The sequence below is a fragment of the Frigoribacterium sp. CFBP 13605 genome (genome assembly GCF_014839405.1).
In the GTDB taxonomy this organism is placed as follows: domain Bacteria; phylum Actinomycetota; class Actinomycetes; order Actinomycetales; family Microbacteriaceae; genus Frigoribacterium.
On record NZ_JACYNS010000017.1, the window covers coordinates 1 to 16,933 of the forward strand.

12 protein-coding genes, 4 tRNA genes and 1 pseudogene are annotated in these 16,933 nt (G+C 70.9%); 10 read left to right on the forward strand and 7 right to left on the reverse strand.

What is annotated here, in order from left to right; translation table 11 throughout:
• Positions 1–591 (forward strand): annotated as a pseudogene (locus IFT36_RS06085) (hypothetical protein); the annotation flags it as partial.
• A 147-nt stretch (positions 592–738) separates the two neighbouring features.
• Here the strand turns inward: IFT36_RS06085 and IFT36_RS06090 are convergent.
• From IFT36_RS06090 to IFT36_RS06100, 3 genes are all read right to left on the reverse strand, one after another.
• A tRNA-Val gene (locus IFT36_RS06090) sits at positions 739–810 on the reverse strand.
• A gap of 81 nt (positions 811–891) precedes the next feature.
• Positions 892–965: transfer RNA gene (locus tag IFT36_RS06095), tRNA-Cys, on the reverse strand.
• 66 nt (positions 966–1,031) lie between these two features.
• Positions 1,032–1,103 (reverse strand) — tRNA-Gly (locus tag IFT36_RS06100).
• A gap of 174 nt (positions 1,104–1,277) precedes the next feature.
• Here IFT36_RS06100 and IFT36_RS06105 point away from each other — a divergent pair.
• Positions 1,278–1,350: transfer RNA gene (locus tag IFT36_RS06105), tRNA-Val, on the forward strand.
• 124 nt (positions 1,351–1,474) lie between these two features.
• Positions 1,475–3,169: a glycoside hydrolase family 13 protein gene (locus IFT36_RS06110; RefSeq protein ID WP_200412662.1), complete on the forward strand. Its 1,695-nt coding sequence runs from the start codon at positions 1,475–1,477 to the stop codon at positions 3,167–3,169.
• Between the two features lie 144 nt (positions 3,170–3,313).
• Here the strand turns inward: IFT36_RS06110 and IFT36_RS06115 are convergent, their stop codons facing one another.
• Both IFT36_RS06115 and zapE read right to left on the reverse strand, forming a co-directional pair.
• Positions 3,314–4,594, reverse strand: coding sequence for an ammonium transporter (locus tag IFT36_RS06115; RefSeq protein WP_200412664.1), 1,281 nt, complete (start codon positions 4,592–4,594; stop codon positions 3,314–3,316).
• 221 nt (positions 4,595–4,815) lie between these two features.
• Positions 4,816–5,832 (reverse strand): cell division protein ZapE, encoded by a 1,017-nt coding sequence (gene zapE / locus IFT36_RS06120; protein WP_173150888.1) that lies wholly within the window; start codon positions 5,830–5,832, stop codon positions 4,816–4,818.
• A gap of 176 nt (positions 5,833–6,008) precedes the next feature.
• On the opposite strand from zapE, the gene IFT36_RS06125 reads away from it, so the two are divergent.
• From IFT36_RS06125 to IFT36_RS06135, 3 genes are read left to right on the forward strand one after another with little or no spacing between them, the layout of a single operon-like run.
• On the forward strand, positions 6,009–6,908 hold the full coding sequence (locus tag IFT36_RS06125; RefSeq protein ID WP_200412672.1) for a sulfurtransferase: 900 nt from the start codon (positions 6,009–6,011) through the stop codon (positions 6,906–6,908).
• On the forward strand, positions 6,905–7,348 hold the full coding sequence (locus tag IFT36_RS06130; RefSeq protein ID WP_123570121.1) for a SufE family protein: 444 nt from the start codon (positions 6,905–6,907) through the stop codon (positions 7,346–7,348). Before IFT36_RS06125 ends, IFT36_RS06130 begins: the two co-directional genes overlap by 4 nt.
• A complete protein-coding gene (locus IFT36_RS06135) occupies positions 7,345–8,100 on the forward strand; it encodes a dihydrofolate reductase family protein (RefSeq protein ID WP_307785042.1) in 756 nt (251 codons plus the stop codon). The genes IFT36_RS06130 and IFT36_RS06135 overlap by 4 nt, the downstream gene beginning before the upstream one ends.
• On the opposite strand, the gene IFT36_RS16885 is transcribed toward IFT36_RS06135, so the two are convergent.
• Positions 8,058–9,302, reverse strand: a complete 1,245-nt coding sequence (locus IFT36_RS16885; protein ID WP_307785043.1) for an alpha/beta hydrolase family protein — start codon at positions 9,300–9,302, stop codon at positions 8,058–8,060. The genes IFT36_RS06135 and IFT36_RS16885 overlap by 43 nt on opposite strands.
• 109 nt (positions 9,303–9,411) lie before the next feature.
• Between IFT36_RS16885 and IFT36_RS06145 the strand changes: the two genes are divergently transcribed.
• From IFT36_RS06145 to IFT36_RS06160, 4 genes are all read left to right on the forward strand, one after another.
• On the forward strand, positions 9,412–10,008 hold the full coding sequence (locus tag IFT36_RS06145; RefSeq protein WP_307785044.1) for a DUF3000 domain-containing protein: 597 nt from the start codon (positions 9,412–9,414) through the stop codon (positions 10,006–10,008).
• A 43-nt stretch (positions 10,009–10,051) separates the two neighbouring features.
• Positions 10,052–11,386 (forward strand): HRDC domain-containing protein, encoded by a 1,335-nt coding sequence (locus IFT36_RS06150; protein WP_123570124.1) that lies wholly within the window; start codon positions 10,052–10,054, stop codon positions 11,384–11,386.
• A 73-nt stretch (positions 11,387–11,459) separates the two neighbouring features.
• Positions 11,460–12,665 (forward strand): thiolase family protein, encoded by a 1,206-nt coding sequence (locus tag IFT36_RS06155; protein ID WP_123570125.1) that lies wholly within the window; start codon positions 11,460–11,462, stop codon positions 12,663–12,665.
• Entirely contained in the window at positions 12,662–14,785 is a 2,124-nt protein-coding gene (locus tag IFT36_RS06160) for a 3-hydroxyacyl-CoA dehydrogenase NAD-binding domain-containing protein (protein WP_200412665.1), read from the forward strand. Before IFT36_RS06155 ends, IFT36_RS06160 begins: the two co-directional genes overlap by 4 nt.
• 80 nt (positions 14,786–14,865) lie before the next feature.
• On the opposite strand, the gene dxs is transcribed toward IFT36_RS06160, so the two are convergent.
• Positions 14,866–16,812: a 1-deoxy-D-xylulose-5-phosphate synthase gene (gene dxs / locus IFT36_RS06165; RefSeq protein ID WP_200412666.1), complete on the reverse strand. Its 1,947-nt coding sequence runs from the start codon at positions 16,810–16,812 to the stop codon at positions 14,866–14,868.
• Positions 16,813–16,933: the final 121 nt, after the last annotated feature.

Genomic DNA, 16,933 nt, shown 5'->3' on the forward strand with positions numbered 1-16,933 from the left:
GGCGACGCCCCCACTCGCGTCCTGCCCCGGGACGACGCCCGCACGCAGGTGCTCGGGGCGGGGGCGGCCTCCCGCGCCGACGCCACGGACCTGGTCGCCGACGTCGCGGCGGACGACGGGACCCGGAAGCGTCGTCGTTGGCCCCTCGTGCTGGCGGCGATCGTCGTCGCCGGGCTGCTGGCGGCGGGCATCGGTTGGGCCGCCACCCGCGACGGTGGGACGGTCGACCCGACGGAGAGCACGAGTCCGAGCGTCGAGACGGATCCGTCGACGACGCCGTCCGAGTCGTCGGACGTCGACTCGCCGTCGCCGTCCGACGACTCCACCGACGAGTCACCGGCGGACCCGGCTCCCTCTGACGAGGTGAGCCCCACCCAGGAGGCGCCGGTCGAGCCGACGACGCAGCCGACGGTCGACCCCGTGACGCCCCCGACGGTCGACGTGCCCGGTGTCGACGTCCCCGGGGGGAACAGCGGGCCCGGCAACAGCGGCAACGGCAACGGCAACGGGAACGGCGGACCGGGCACCAACGGAAACGGGAACGGCCGGGGCAACGGGGTCGGTCTCGGGACGGGGGCCGACACCCCCTAGGCGGTTGCCGCGGGACGTCACGACCCGTCGCTCGCATCGTGAGGTGGGCGACAGGTCGTGGCCTCTCGGCAGGAGAGGCGGGCCACCCGTGAGAGAAGAAGCCCGGACATGACGAAAGCCCCGGCCGAGGCCGGGGCTTTCTGTGTGTGAGCGATACTGGGATCGAACCAGCGACCTCTTCCGTGTCAGGGAAGCGCGCTACCGCTGCGCCAATCGCTCATGTCTCAACGATCCGAGAGTCTCCCCTCGAACCGCACTATTCAATTGCAACATCGAGTTTAGACCTAGGTCTAGATCGAATGGAGGTGGAGACGGGATTTGAACCCGCGTGAACGGCTTTGCAGGCCGGTGCCTCGCCTCTCGGCCACTCCACCATACGAGTAGCCCCCCAGAGGGAGGCCACCAGTCGGTGGACCACCCTCTGGTGAGCATTACACTCGAGCGGATGACGAGATTCGAACTCGCGACCCTCACCTTGGCAAGGTGATGCGCTACCGCTGCGCCACATCCGCATTTCGCTTTGCATTTCTGCGTGCAAAAGAACAATACCCACACCCCGGGGCAGAAACCAAATCGAGGGAAGTTCGTGTCTTGATCGATCACGGGGCAGCTCACGACGGTGACCTCGACGACCGGCCGAATGGCGTTCGAGCACCGCGATGCACTAGCATCGTCGAGTCCCACACGGGCGATTGGCGCAGTTGGTAGCGCGCTTCCTTCACACGGAAGAGGTCATCGGTTCGAGCCCGGTATCGCCCACGATCACCATCGAAAGGCCCTGCTCCTGCAGGGCCTTTCGTCGTTCCTGGCCCGCGATCCCCGGCCCGGTGCCGCCGTGGGAGCATCGACGCCGCCCACTGCCGAGACGTGGCATCCTCGCCCCATGACCGACTCCCCCACCTCCCGTGCCGCCGCGACCCGCCCGACGCCCGGCCCCGACGCCGACTCGTGGCGGCAGGCCGTGGTCTACCAGGTGTATCCGCGCAGCTTCGCCGACGCGAACGACGACGGCATCGGTGACCTGGCCGGCGTGACCTCGCGCGTGCCGTACCTGCAGCGGCTCGGGGTCGACGCCGTCTGGCTGAGCCCCTTCTATCCGTCCCCGCTCGCCGACGGCGGGTACGACGTCGCCGACTACCGCGACGTCGACCCCCGCCTCGGCACCCTCGACGACTTCGACGAGATGGTCGCCGCCCTCCACTCGGCCGGGCTGAGGGTCGTGGTCGACATCGTCCCGAACCACACCTCGAGCGACCACGAGTGGTTCCGTGAGGCGGTGGCGTCCGAGCCCGGCAGCGCCGCCCGTGGCCGGTACGTGTTCCGGGACGGCCTCGGCGAGGGAGGAGACACTCCCCCGTCGATCTGGGTCTCGAACTTCGGCGGTGGCGCCTGGACCCGCCTGCAGCGCCCCGACGGCACGCCCGAACAGTGGTACCTGCACCTGTTCGCCCCCGAGCAACCCGACCTCGACTGGAGCAACCCCGAGGTCCGCTCCGACTTCGAACGCACGCTGCGGTTCTGGTCGGACCGTGGCGTCGACGGATTCCGGGTCGACGTCGCCCACGGGCTCGCGAAGGACCTCACCGAGCCCCTCCGCGACGCGGCCGAACGTCAGGTCCTGCCGGTCGACGGCAGCGATCCGCTCTACGACCGTGACGAGGTGCACACGATCTTCGAGGGGTGGCGCCGGGTCCTCGACGAGTACGACCCGCCCCGGAGCGCCGTGGCCGAGGCCTGGGTGCAGCCCGAGCGGGTGCCGCTCTACGCCCGCCCCACCGAGCTCGGCCAGGCCTTCAGCTTCGCCCTGACGCGCGCCGACTTCGACGCCGACCAGTACCGGACCATCATCGCGTCGACCCTCGAGCAGGCGGCCGTCAGCGGGGCGACGAGCACGTGGGTGCTCTCGAACCACGACGTCGTCCGTCACGCCACGCGCTACGGCCTGCCGAAGGGGCAGGACCTCGACGCCTTCGTGCTGAGCGACGGTCGCCGACCCACTCTCGACCCCGATGCGGGCCTCCGTCGGGCCCGCGCGGCGACGGTGCTCATGCTCGCCCTCCCGGGTTCGGCCTACGTCTACCAGGGAGAAGAACTGGGCCTCTTCGAGGTGGCCGACCTGCGTCCCGACGACCTGCAGGACCCGGTCTGGGTCCGCACGGGCCACCGGCGCAAGGGCCGTGACGGCAGCCGGGTGCCGCTGCCCTGGGACACGAGCGAGCCCGCCCTGGGCTTCGGGGACCACGCCCCGCACCTGCCGCAACCCGAGTGGTTCGAGGACCTCGCCGTCTCGGTCCAGGACGACGAGGACGAGTCCACGTTGTCGATCTACCGGCGCGCCCTCGCCCTCCGCCGCGAGCTGCAGCGGGGTGAGGCGTTCCTCTGGGCCGACGGCACCTCGGAGGACGTCGTGCACTTCTCCCGCCACGAGGGGTGGCACTCGCTGACGAACTTCGGCGGCGGCCCGGTCGACCTGCCCACCGGGGCACGCGTCCTGGCCTCCAGCGAGCCGTTGCACGACACGCTCGCCGGCGTCACCGAGGTGCCGGGCGAGACCACGGTCTGGTTCTCGCTGACCTGAGACCCGGGCCCGGTCCGACCGGGCGACCACCCGCAGGAGGCGCGGTGCGACGCGGTCGCGCGCCGCGCCTCCTGCGTTCTGCCGCGGTCGGGACGCAGAACGGCCCCGGTCCGAGGACCGGGGCCGTTCGTCGTGCGACGTGGGTCAGGCGCGCGAGTTCTCGAGGACATAGCCCTCTTCACCGTGCAGGGCGAGGTCGATGCCGGCCACCTCGTCCTCGTTCTTCACACGGAAGCCGATGGTCTTCTCGATGACGAAGCCGATGACGAAGGCCAGGACGAACGAGTAGAGCATGACGGCCAGGGCCGAGAGGGCCTGGATGCCGAGCTGCGTGAAGGTGCCCGAGAAGATGAGGCCGGTGTCGTTCGCGAAGATGCCGAGGTACAGCGTCCCGATGAGGCCACCGACGAGGTGGATGCCCACGACGTCGAGGGAGTCGTCGAACCCGAGCTTGAACTTGAGGTCGATGGCGAGGGCGCAGACGGCACCCGCGACGACGCCGAGGACGACGGCCCACCCCGGGGTGAGGGCGGCGCAGGCCGGGGTGATGGCGACGAGGCCGGCGACGGCACCCGAGGCGGCGCCGACCGAGGTGGCCTTGCCGTCCTTGAGCTTCTCGACGACCAGCCAGCCGAGCACGGCGGCGGCCGGTGCGGCGATGGTGTTCAGGAACGCCAGGGCGGCCACGCCGTCGGCCGCGAGCTCGGAGCCGGCGTTGAAGCCGAACCAGCCGAACCAGAGCAGCCCGGCACCCAGCAGGACGAAGGGCGGGTTGTGCGGCTTGTCGGCCCCCTTGGCGAAGCCGACTCGCTTGCCGAGGACGAGTGCCAGGGCGAGGGCCGCGGCACCGGCGTTGATGTGGACGGCCGTGCCGCCGGCGAAGTCGATGACGCCCATGGCGGCGATCCAGCCACCGACGGTGTTGCCGTCGGCGTCCTTCGTGAAGTTGAAGACCCAGCTGGCGACCGGGAAGTAGACGACCGTGGCCCAGACGCCGGCGAAGATCATCCACGCCCCGAACTTGGCCCGGTCGGCGATGGCGCCCGAGATGAGGGCCACCGTGATGATCGCGAAGGTGGCCTGGAAGGCGGCGAAGGCGATCGTGGGGTAGGCGCCGGTCGGGTCCAGGCTGTCCTCGAAGGCGGCGCCGAGGCCGAGGTTCGCGACGTCGAGGCCGACCAGGCCCTGGATGCCCACGAAGCTCTCGCTCCCACCGGGGATCGAGGTCGGGTTGCCGAAGGCGATCGCGTAGCCGAAGAGCACCCACAGGACGCCGATGAGGCCCATCGCGCCGAAGCTGAGCATCATCATGCTGATGACGCTCTTGGCCTTGACGAGGCCGCCGTAGAAGAAGGCCAGGCCGGGGGTCATGAGCAGCACGAGTGCCGCGCAGATCAGCATGAAGGCGGTGTTGCCTTGGTCCATGGGTGGGTCACCTCTCGAGTTTCGGAGCCGGGGAGGCACCGACGTCGAGGTCGACCGTGTGGGTTCACGGGCTGTGGTGACGAACGCTCTCGTCCGGTGCGGCCCCCAGTGTCGCGGGGAGAGGTTTCGGGCCGTGTGCGGGATTGTTTCCCCGATGTAACACGATTCGGGCGCAGGTAAACAACGTGTTACCGGATGCCCGGTGCGGGGTGGGGATCTCGTCAGAGCGAGGTCAGGGCCACCAGGCGCGACACGGCGCGCAGGTACTTCTTGCGGTAGCCGCCGGCGAGCATCTCGTCCGAGAAGACCTGGTCGAGGGGCGTGCCCGAGGCGACCACCCGGATCTGCGCGTCGTACAGGCGGTCCACGAAGGCCACGAGGCGCAGGGCGTCCACCTGGCTCGTGAGGACGTGGACGTCACGCAGCCCCACCGCGTCGAGGTCGTCGACGAGCTTGACGTACTTGCTGGGGTGGACCGTCGCGAGGTGGGCGACCACGCCGTCGAAGTCGTCGAGCGACACGGTCCCGCCGAGGGCGGCCGCCGCCGCGTCGACGTCGTCGACCACGTGCGCCCGGGCCTCGACCTCGCGACGTCGGTAGTCGTCCCCGTCGATGCGCAGGGTGAGGAACTTGTCGCTCAGCCCCTGGATCTCGCGGAGGAAGTCGGCGGCGGCGAACCGGCCTTCACCGAGGGCGTTGGGCGGCGTGTTCGAGGTGGCGGCGATGCGCGTGCCGTCGTCGGCCAGGTCGCCGAGCAGTCGGGTCATCATCATCGTGTCGCCCGGGTCGTCGAGCTCGAACTCGTCGATGCAGACCAGGGCGGCGCCCTTCAGCTGCGACGCGGCCCCGGCGTAGCCGACGGCGCCGACCAACGCGGTGTACTCGATGAACGTGCCGAAGTACCGCCGACCGGGCGTGCGGTTCCAGAGGGCGGCGAGCAGGTGGGTCTTGCCCACGCCGAAGCCGCCGTCGAGGTACAGGCCGGGGCGCACGGCCGGGGCAGCCGGCTTCTTGCGGAACAGGCCCCTCCGCGGCGCGTCGGGACCCGCGCCTCCGAACGCCGTCACGGCGGCCACCGCCTCGGCCTGGGAGGCGAAGGCCGGGTCGGGACGGTAGTTCTCGAGCGAGGCCTCCGCGAACTGACGAGGAGGCACGAGTTGCGTCACGATCTCGGCCCCCGTGATCGTCGGGGTGCGGTCGCTCAGGGAGACGAGGGTGCTGACGGATTCGGGGGGCATGGGCGCGGCCTCGCGGTGGGGTGGGCGGGGATCTGTGTCAGAGTCGTACGGTTCCCGGGCGACGGTCACGCGGCATGCGTAACCTCGACGGGGCCGACCAGAGGCGATCCTACGCCGCCGGGCACCACGCGTCGCCCGGCGTCGGCTCCACCCCGACCCCCGCACAAGGAGACACCATGGCCGTCGAGCACGACACGTCCGCCCGCTTCGGCGAGTACGCCCATCCCGAGCGTCTCGTCGGCACCGAGTGGCTGCAGCAGCACCTCGGCACCCCCGGGCTCGTCGTCGTCGAGTCCGACGAGGACGTCCTCCTGTACGAGACCGGCCACATCGCCGGCGCCGTCAAGATCGACTGGCACCTCGACCTCAACGACCCGGTGCAGCGCGACTACGTCGACGGCGAGGGCTTCGCCGCGCTGATGAGCCGCAGCGGCATCACGCGCGACAGCACGGTCGTCATCTACGGCGACAAGAACAACTGGTGGGCCGCGTACGCGCTGTGGGTCTTCTCGCTCTTCGGGCACGAGGACGTCCGTCTGCTCGACGGCGGCCGCGCGAAGTGGGAGGCCGAGGGACGCGACTACACGACCGAGGCGCCCGAGGTCGAGGCCACCGACTACCCCGTCGTCGAGCGGGACGACAGCGTCATCCGCGCCTACAAGGACGACGTGCTGGCGCACCTCGGCAAGCCCCTGATCGACGTGCGTTCGCCCGAGGAGTTCTCCGGCCAGCGCACCACGGCCCCGGCCTACCCCGACGAGGGCGCCCTGCGGGCCGGTCACATCCCGAGCGCCCAGAACGTGCCGTGGGGCAAGGCCGCGGCCGACGACGGCACCTTCCGGCCGCTGGCCGAACTCGACGCCATCTACCGCGACGGGGCGGGCCTCTCCGACGGCGACGAGGTCGTCGCCTACTGCCGCATCGGTGAGCGGTCCAGCCACACCTGGTTCGTCCTGACGCACCTGATGGGCTTCGAGGACGTGCGCAACTACGACGGCTCCTGGACCGAGTGGGGCAGCGCCGTGCGGGTCCCCATCGTGCAGGGCGCCGAGCCGGGCGAGGTGCCGGCCCGGTGACCGACGCGGCCCTGCCCGAGGCGCTCGTCGAGATCCGCGAGGAGTTCCTCGCCCTCGACGTGCGGAACCGTCTTCAGTTGTTGCTCGAGTTCTCGAACGAGCTGCCCGAGCTGCCCGCCCGGTACGCCGACCATCCCGACCTGCTCGAACGGGTGGTCGAGTGCCAGTCCCCCGTGTTCCTGTTCGTCGAGGTCACCGACGGTCGGGTGCACCTGCACGCGACGGCACCACGCGAGGCGCCGACGACCCGGGGCTTCGCCTCGATCCTCGCCCAGGGGCTCGACGGACTGACCGTCGAGCAGGTGCTCGACGACGTCCCCGACGACTACCCGCAGACGATCGGCCTGACCGAGGCCGTGAGCCCGCTGCGCATCCGCGGCATGACCGCGCTGCTCGGCCGCGCCAAGCGTCAGATCCGCGAACGGACCGCCGTCGCGTGACGCTCCGGGTGCTGCACGCCCTCGGACGTCCCGGCGACGTCGGGCTCGAGCTCGAGATCGACGAGGACTCGACCCCCGCCCGGATCCGCGAGCTGTACGCCCCGCCGAGTGAGACGTGGCTGCGACTCAACCTGATCGCGGCGGTCAGTGGTGACGCCGCGGGGTCCGACGGCACCTCCGAGACGCTGAGCAACGCCACCGACCGCACGATCCTGGCCGCCATCCGCTCGCTCGCCGACGGAGTCCTCGTCGGTGCGGCGAGCGTGCGCGCCGAGGGCTACCGGGTGCCGAAGTCCTCGCGACTCGTCGTCGTCACGGCGTCGGGCGACCTCTCCGGCCACCGGATGGACCCGGCCGAAGCCGAGCGGGTCGTCGTGGTCTGCCCCGAGTCCGCGCGGGCACGGGTCCGCGAGACCCTCGGTGAGGCGATCTGGGCGGCCGCCCGCGTGCTGACGGCGACCGACGACGGCGGCCGGTTGGAGCCCGCCGCGATCCTGCGGTGCCTGCGCGAGCAGCGCCTCCGTTCGCTCGTCTGCGAGGGCGGTCCCTCGCTCGCCGGGCAGTTCCTCCGGGACGGCCTCGTCGACGAGCTGTGCCTGTCGACCTCGCCGGTCGTGATCGGCAGCGGCCTGCCCGTCTTCGGTCGCGAACGTTTCGACCCGGCGTCGCTCGTGCTCGGCCAACTGCTGGTCGACGAGCAGAGCACGCTCTACGCGCGGTGGTCGGTGGACGGTGGCCCCGCGAGTCGGTGACGGTCGAGCCATCGACCGATCGCCCCCTCGAACCGCTCGGGGTCGAGGTTCCAGAGCTTGGTATGCCGGGCGACGTCGAACACCTCGAAGGTGACGATGTCGGGCCGCGCCTCGGCCAGCGCGTGTGACGCGGTGGACGGCACGAAGCCGTCGTCGTCGCTGTGCAGCACCAGCACCGGGAGGTCGAGCTCGCCCGCGCGTGAGACGAGGTCGAGCCGGTCGAAGTCGATGGGCTCGGCGCTGCCGGCCAGCCGGCAGAGCAGGGGCGACCCCAGGAGGCGCAGCACCAGACCCTGGACGACCCCCGGCACCCGCATGGCCGCGCCCTGGTAGGCGAGCGTCGTCCGCCAGTCGACGACGGGCGACTCGAGCACGAGACCCGAGACGGCGCCGCGCAGGGTGGAGCGGGTGGCGGCCTGCAACACCAGCGCCCCACCCATGGACCATCCCATCAGCACGACGGACGTCGCCCCGTGGTCGAGGGCGAACCGGATCGCCGCCTCGACGTCGCGCCACTCGGAGTCGCCCAGCCCGTAACGGCCGTCAGGCGAACGGGGCGCCTCGCCGTCGTTGCGGTACGACACGAGGAGCGAGGTGAAGCCCTCTCGCCGGAAGACCGGTGCCGCACGGATCGTCTCGGCGCGCGTCACCCCGCGACCGTGCACCCCGATCATCCACGGGCCGTCGAGCCCGCCCTCGGCGGGGACCAGCCAGGCGGGGGCCGGACCGACCTCGGTGTCGACCACGACCCCGTCGGCCGTGAGGCCCGCGTCGTGCGGCGTCGGGTACAGCCAGCCGCCGATGCGACCCCGGTGGGCGCGCCGCAGGCCGGATGCCTCGACTCCTTCGACGCCCCCGACGCCGTCCTCGTGTTCGACCCGACGTTCGACGTACCGGCCGTCGTCGTGCACCACCTCGCCGATGCGGGCGTGCCCTCGGCCCCGGTCGTACCAGAAGCTGTAGCGACCGGGGAGGCGCGTGTCGGGCGTCGAACGCAGGGTGATCGTCCCGGCGACGGCGTCGTGGGCCTCGATGCGCACGTCGTCGCGTCGCCTCCGGGCAGGGGTGACGATCTTCCGGGCGATGGCGACGATCCCCGAGAGGAGGGCTGCGGACGACACCACCACGGTGCCCCCGACCGCGATCGAGACGACGGCGAGCGGGCCGACGCCCCGTCGACAGGTGGATGCGGGGCGGTTCACGGGCGGCTCCTCGGACGGCGTGAGGCGGGTCGAGGAGACCTGTGGATCTGCTGAGCCGGGCGCGGCGTGCCGCGGGGGTCGCCCTCGGGATCGACCCTAGTCTTCCAGGGTGTCCGAGATCCCCCCGACGTCGACCCGCCCGCCCGCGTTCGCCGCGGCCGTCGAGTCCGTCCACCGTGCCGCCGCGCGGGATGCCCTCGCCGTGACCGAGATCCCCGCTCCGAACGGCCTCGCCCCTCACGCCCTGGCCCTCGCCGGGGACGTCATCGGCGCGTCCGGTCGCCCGGACCCCGACCTCGGCACCGGACGCTTCGTGCTGCTCTACGACGACGACGAACCCGAGGCCTGGGGCGGACCCTTCCGGGTCGTCGGCTTCGCGCAGGCGCCCCTCGAGACCGAGATCGCCCTCGATCCGTTCGTGGCCGACGTCGCGTGGTCCTGGCTCGTCGACAGCCTCGACGCCCGCGGTGCCGTCTACGACCGGGCATCGGGCACCGCCACCAAGATCCTCTCGACCGGATACGGTGAGCTGGCCAACCACGGTGACGGGGCCCAGCTCGAACTCCGGGCGTCCTGGAGCCCCGCCACCACCGACCTGGCCCCGCACATCGAGGCCTGGAGCGAGCTGATCTGCACGCTCGCCGGCCTGCCCCCGACCGTCGAGGGCGTCACCCTCCTCGCCTCGAGGCGGGTCGGACGAGACTGAACCACCGGAACAGAACAGCGCCCCCGGAGAGAACAGCGGAGACATGACCACAGCGACACCAGACGAGGCCGCACCAGACGCGGCGGCGGCCGACGCGGCAACACCCCACGGCTCCGAGCCGCGCGACACCCGCCCCCGGGTCTCCGTCCGACCCGTCGTCGAGACCGCCGACTCGCAGCACGGCGAGGTGACCGTCATCGACGACCGCGAGGGGTACCTGGCCGCCGTCGAGGCGATCCGCGCCGGGACCGGGCCGGTCTCGATCGACGCCGAGCGCGCCTCCGGCTATCGCTACTCGCAGCGGGCCTACCTCATCCAGGTGTTCCGACGCGGCTCGGGGGTGTTCCTCCTCGACCCACCCGCCATCGGCTCGTTCGCCGAACTGCAAGCCGTCATCGGCGACGAGGAGTGGGTGCTCCACGCCGCCAGCCAGGACCTCGCGTGCCTGCGCGAGGTCGGCCTCGATCCGAGCCGGATCTTCGACACCGAACTGGGTGCGCGCCTCGCCGGGCTCCCCAAGGTCGGGCTCGGAGCCGTCGTCGAACAGCTCCTGGGCGTCCACCTCGCGAAAGAACACAGTGCCGCCGACTGGTCGACGCGACCGTTGCCGCAGAGCTGGCTCGTCTACGCGGCGCTCGACGTCGAGCTGCTCGTCGACCTCCGGGACGCCATGGAGGCGGTCCTCGCGGACGCGGGCAAGCTCGAGATCGCGCGCCAGGAGTTCGACGCGACCCTGAGGCGGGAGGCAAAGCCCGCGAAGGTCGACCCGTGGCGTCGACTGACCGGGCTGCACAGCCTGCGCGGGTCCCGGTCCCTCGCCGTGGCTCGTGAACTCTGGCAGGCTCGGGACGACTACGCGCGCGAGATCGACACGGCCCCGGGCCGTCTCGTCCCGGACTCCTCGCTCCTGGCCGCCACGAAGGCGATGCCCACCGACAAACGGTCCCTCGCCGGCATCAAGGAGTTCGTCGGCCGGGCCAGTCGCAGTGAGCTGGACCGCTGGTTCGCGGCGATCGAACGCGGCCGTGAGACGACGGACCTGCCCTCGCACCGGGGGCCGGCGAGCGACACCCTCCCCCCGCCCCGATCGTGGGCGGACAAGAACCCGCTGGCCGACGCGCGCTACAAGGCCGTCCGCCCCAAGGTGACCGAGATCGCCGAGGGGCTCGACCTGCCGGTCGAGAACCTGCTCACACCCGAGACCCTGCGCCGGCTGGCCTGGGACCCGCCCATCCCCTTCGATGCACCGACCATCGCGGCCGCACTCGTCGAGCTCGGTGCGCGGACCTGGCAGGTCGAGGCCGTGGCCGAGGTGGTCGCCGAAGCCTTTGTCGACGCCCACCAAGAGCCCGAGGCGACGGGCGACGGCGCTTCGTAGGATTGCTCGAACGATTCTCGGGCCCCCGGCGTCGTCCCTAAGATCAGGACCAGATCCTGACACTGGAGGCACTGTGGCCGAGAGCAACGATGTCGTGTTCGTCGACGGGGTACGCACCCCGTTCGGTCGGGCCGGCGACAAAGGCATGTACTGGCAGACCCGCGCCGACGACCTGGTCGTCAAGGCGATGAAGGGTCTGCTCGAGCGAAACCCGTCCCTACCGCCCGAACGCATCGATGACGTCGCCATCGCGGCGACCACGCAACAGGGCGATCAAGGCCTCACGCTCGGACGCACGACGGCGCTCCTCGCGGGTCTCCCCCAGTCCGTGCCCGGGTACGCCATCGACCGGATGTGCGCCGGCGCCATGACGAGCGTGACGAGCGTCGCCGGCGGCATCGCCTTCGGCGCGTACGACGTCGCCCTCGCCGGCGGGGTCGAGCACATGGGGCGCCACCCCATGGGGTTCGCCGCCGACCCCAATCCGCGCTTCGCCGCCGAGAAGCTCGTCAGCGGCGAGGCCCTGAACATGGGCAATACCGCGGAGCGCATCCACGACCGGTTCCCCCAGCTCACGAAGGAGCGCTCCGACCGGTACGCCCTGCGATCGCAACAGAAGCTCGCAGCGGCCTACGACGCCGGCCAGATCCAACCCGACCTCGTCCCGGTGGCCATCAAGACGGACCAGGGCTGGGGGCTCGCCACCCGTGACGAGGCGCCTCGACCCGAGACCACGATGGAGGGTCTCGCCGGGCTGCGCACTCCCTTCCGGCCGCACGGCCGCGTCACGGCGGGCAACTCGTCGGGTCTCAACGACGGGGCGACGGTCAGCTTGATGGCGTCGGGTGCCGCGGCGAAGGAACTCGGGCTCACCCCCAAGATGCGCCTCGTCAGCTTCGCCTTCGCCGGCGTCGAGCCCGAGATCATGGGCATCGGTCCCGTGCCGTCCACCGAGAAGGCCCTCCGCAAGGCCGGGCTGTCGATCGACGACATCGGCCTCTTCGAACTGAACGAGGCGTTCGCGGTGCAGGTCCTCTCCCTGCTCGACCACTTCGGCATCGACGACGACGACCCGCGCGTGAACCCCTGGGGCGGGGCCATCGCCGTCGGTCACCCTCTCGCGTCCTCGGGCGTGAGGCTGATGATCCAGCTCGCCCGCCAGTTCGAGCAGCACCCCGAGGTGCGGTACGGCCTCACGGCCATGTGCATCGGCCTCGGCCAGGGCGGCAGCGTCATCTGGGAGAACCCCCACTACTCGAAGAAGGCGGCACGCGCATGAGCACGGCGACCGAACAACTGACCGAGCTGTCGGCCGACGAGGTCGTCACGCACTCTTACGTCCGCGACGTGCCGTTGCCCTCCGGCGGCCTCCTGGCCCTCATCACCCTCGACAACGGACGCGACCACACCCGGCCGAGCACGCTGGGGCCCGCGACGCTGCACGAGTTCGGCGCGACCCTCGACGCCGTCCGCAGCCGCGCCTCCTCGGGTGAGATCGCGGCGATCGCCGTCACCGGCAAGCCGTACTTCCTGGCGGCGGGTGCCGACCTCAGCAAGGTGAGCGCCATCCCCAGCCGCGAGGTCGCCCGCGAGCTCGCCCGGCTCGGCCACGCCGTGCTCGGCAAGCTGCACGACGCCCCGGTGCCCACGTTCGTCTTCGTCAACGGGCTCGCCCTGGGCGGTGGCGTCGAGATCGGGCTGCACGCCGACTACCGCACGGTCGACTCGTCGGCCGCCGCCATCGCCCTGCCGGAGGTCTTCCTCGGCATCATCCCCGGGTGGGGTGGCGCCTGGTTGTTGCCGAACCTGATCGGCATCGAGAACGCCCTCAAGGTCGTCATCGAGAACCCCCTGAAGAACAACCGCACCCTGAAGCCCGCCCAGGCGCTCGAACTCGGCATCGTCGACGCGATGTTCGGCCCCGCGTCCTTCCTCGAGGACAGCATCCGGTGGACCGACGGCGTGCTGACCGGCCGCGTCGGCGTCAAGCGGCCGAACGTCCCGGGCAGGCTCGAGCGTGCCGTCAAGTGGGACGTCGCGATCTCGGTGGCGCGCAAGTCGCTCGAGTCGAAGATCGGCACCGTCGCGAAGTCGCCCTACGCCGCCCTCGACCTGCTGAAGGCCGCGAAGAACACCGACCGGACGACCGGCTTCGCGGCCGAGGACGAAGCGCTGGCCGACCTCGTGGCAGGCGACCAGTTCCACGCCAGCATGTACGCCTTCGATCTCGTCCAGAAGCGGGCCAAGAAGCCCGCCGGTGCGCCCTCCCCCGACCTCGCCCGGAAGATCGGCAAGGTGGGCATCGTCGGGGCCGGACTCATGGCGAGCCAGTTCGCGCTGCTCTTCGTGCGCCGTCTGCGCGTCCCGGTCGTCATCACCGACCTCGACCAGGCTCGGGTCGACGCGGCACTCGCCCGCATCAGAGGCGAGATCGACGAGTTGCAAGGCGGGGGGAGGATCTCGCGGGACGAGTCCAACCGCCTCAAGGCGCTCATCACGGGCACGACCGATCTCGCCGACTTCGCCGACGCCGACTGGGTCATCGAGGCCGTGTTCGAAGAGCTGTCGGTCAAACAGGAGGTGTTCGCGAACGTCGAGGCCGTCGTCTCGGACACGACGGTGCTGGCGACCAACACGTCGTCGCTCAGCGTCGAGCAGATCGGGGCTCGCCTCGCCCATCCCGAGCGACTGGTCGGATTCCACTTCTTCAACCCGGTCGCGGTGATGCCCCTCGTCGAGGTCGTCAAGACCCCGGCGACCGACGACGAGACGCTGAGCACGGCGATGGTGACGGCGAAGGCCCTGCGGAAGAACGCCGTCATCACGGCCGACACCCCGGGGTTCGTGGTCAACCGGATACTGGCCAAACTACTGGGCGAGGCCATGCACGCCGTCGAGACGGGGACGCCGTTCGAAGTCGTCGATCGGGCCACGGCGCCGTTCGGCCTCCCGATGACGCCGTTCGAGTTGCTCGAGCTGGTGGGGCTGACCGTCGGGGCGCACGTCCTCGACACCCACCATGCCGCCTTCCCCGACCGGTTCTTCGCCAGTGACGGACTGCACCGCCTGGCCGAGCACGGCACGATCTTCGAACGCGACTCGAAGGGCCGTCGCAAGGGATTCGACAAGAAGGCCGTCGCCCTCGCCGCCGGACCGGGAACGGCCCTGACCGACGACGAGTTGCGCGTCCGCATCGAGGACGGTCTCGCCGACGAGGTCGGGCGCATGCTCGACGACCACGTCGTGGCCGCTGCCGAGGACATCGACCTCTGCCTGATCCTCGGCGCCGGGTACCCGTTCCAGATGGGCGGGGTCACGCCGTACCTCGACCGGGTCGGTGCCTCACGTCGGGTGCGGGGACGCGACTTCCACGAACCCGCGATCCGCGGCGTCGAGTAAGACCACCCACGCCGAACGCCCCGTGTCGAGAGGGACGGGGCGTTCGACGTCTGTCGTGCGGCGTGACACCGCACCGGGGCTCAGTCGTGCCGGGCGTCCTCGTGCCGGGATGCGGCAGCGGTCTCGTCCAGTGGCCTCGCCACCGGGATTCGGCTGCCGAGCACCTGGGCGACGACGTCGCGAGCGATGTGCTGCGGCGTGAGGCCGGCCTCGTCGAGGATCTCGGCCCGGGACCCGTGTTCGAGGAACTCGTCGGGCAGTCCCAACTCGGTCACGGCCGTGTCGACGCCTGCGCCACGGAGGTCCTGTCGCACACGGGTGCCGATCCCGCCCACCCGCACGCCGTCCTCGATCGTGATGACGAGCCGGTGGGCAGCGGCCAGCTCGATGATGCTGGCCGGGACGGGGACGACCCATCGAGGGTCGACGACCGTGGCACCGATGCCCTGGGCCTCCAGTCGCTTGGCGACCTCGAGTCCGATGCCGGCCATCGGGCCGACGCAGACGATGAGGACGTCGTCGCGGCCGGTGCGTCGCAGCACCTCGACACCGTCCTCGAGTCGTTCGACGGCGTCGTGCTCGACGCCGACGGCGCCTTTCGAGAACCGGATGACGGTGGGCGCGTCGTCGACCGCCACGGCCTCCCGGAGCTCTTCGCGTAGTCGCGTCGCATCACGAGGGGCGGCCAGACGGATGTGCGGCACGATCTGCAGGAGGGCGAGGTCCCACATGCCGTGGTGGCTCGGGCCGTCCGGTCCGGTCACACCGGCGCGGTCCAGCACGAAGGTGACCCCGGCCCGGTGGAGGGCGACGTCCATCAGCACCTGGTCGAAGGCGCGGTTCACGAAGGTGGCGTACAGCGCGACGACGGGGTGCAGTCCACCGAACGCGAGACCCGCGGCACTCGTGACCGCGTGCTGTTCGGCGATGCCGACGTCGAAGACCCGTTTCGGGAACCGTTCGGCGAGCTTGTGCAGGCCCACCGGACGCAGCATCGCCGCCGTGATGCCGACGACTTTCTCGTCGTGCTCGGCGATGTCGACGATCTCGTCGGCGAAGACCGACGTCCACGACGGCGAGGTGGCCGCCTCGAGGGGTTCGCCCGTCTCGGGGTCGATCTGCCCGACCGCGTGGAACTGGTCGGCGACGTCGGCGCGCGCCGGATCGAATCCCCGGCCCTTCTCGGTGATGGCGTGCACGATCACGGGCGCCCCGTAGTTCTTCGCCTGGAGCAGCGCTTCTTCCATGGCGACCTGGTCGTGACCGTCGACCGGCCCGATGTACTTGATGTCCAGGTTCGAGTAGAGGGCCTCGTTGTTCGTGAACCGGCTCAGGAAGCCGTGCAGACCACCCCGGACGCCGCGGTAGACCGCACGACCCGGATGTCCGAGTCGGTCGAAGACGGCCCTGCTGCCGACGTGGAGCTCGCGGTAGGCCTGGCGGGTGCGGACCGTGTTGAGGAAACGGGCCATTCCTCCGATGGTCGGGGCGTAGGACCGGCCGTTGTCATTGACCACGATGGTGAGGCGACGGTCGTTGTCGTCGCTGATGTTGTTCAGGGCCTCCCACGTCATGCCCCCGGTCAACGCGCCGTCGCCCACGACGGCGACCACGTGCCGATCGTCCCGGCCCGTCAGTTGGAAGGCCCGGGAGATGCCGTCGGCCCACGAGAGCGAACTCGAGGCGTGTGAGCTCTCGACGATGTCGTGCTCGGACTCGGACCGCTGCGGGTATCCGGCGAGACCGCCCCGGAGCCGGAGCCCCGAGAAGTCCTGGCGACCGGTGAGGAGCTTGTGGACGTACGACTGGTGGCCGGTGTCGAAGACGAAGGCGTCGTGCGGCGAGTGGAACACCCGGTGCATGGCCAACGTCAACTCGACGACGCCGAGGTTCGGCCCGAGGTGGCCCCCGGTCTTCGACACTTCGGTCACGAGGAACCGGCGGATGTCGGCGGCCAGTTCGACCATCTGTTCGTTCGTCAGGCGGTCGAGGTCACGAGGCCCCGTGATCGTCTGCAGCAGGCTCATGCTGGCCTTCCCTCTCGGCCCTCTCGGGCATCCCGCCAGTCTAGGCACGCGACCGGCGAGAACGCCGTGCGACCCCCGGACGACGCGGGCGATCGTCCGGGGGCCTGGTCACTGCGGGGTC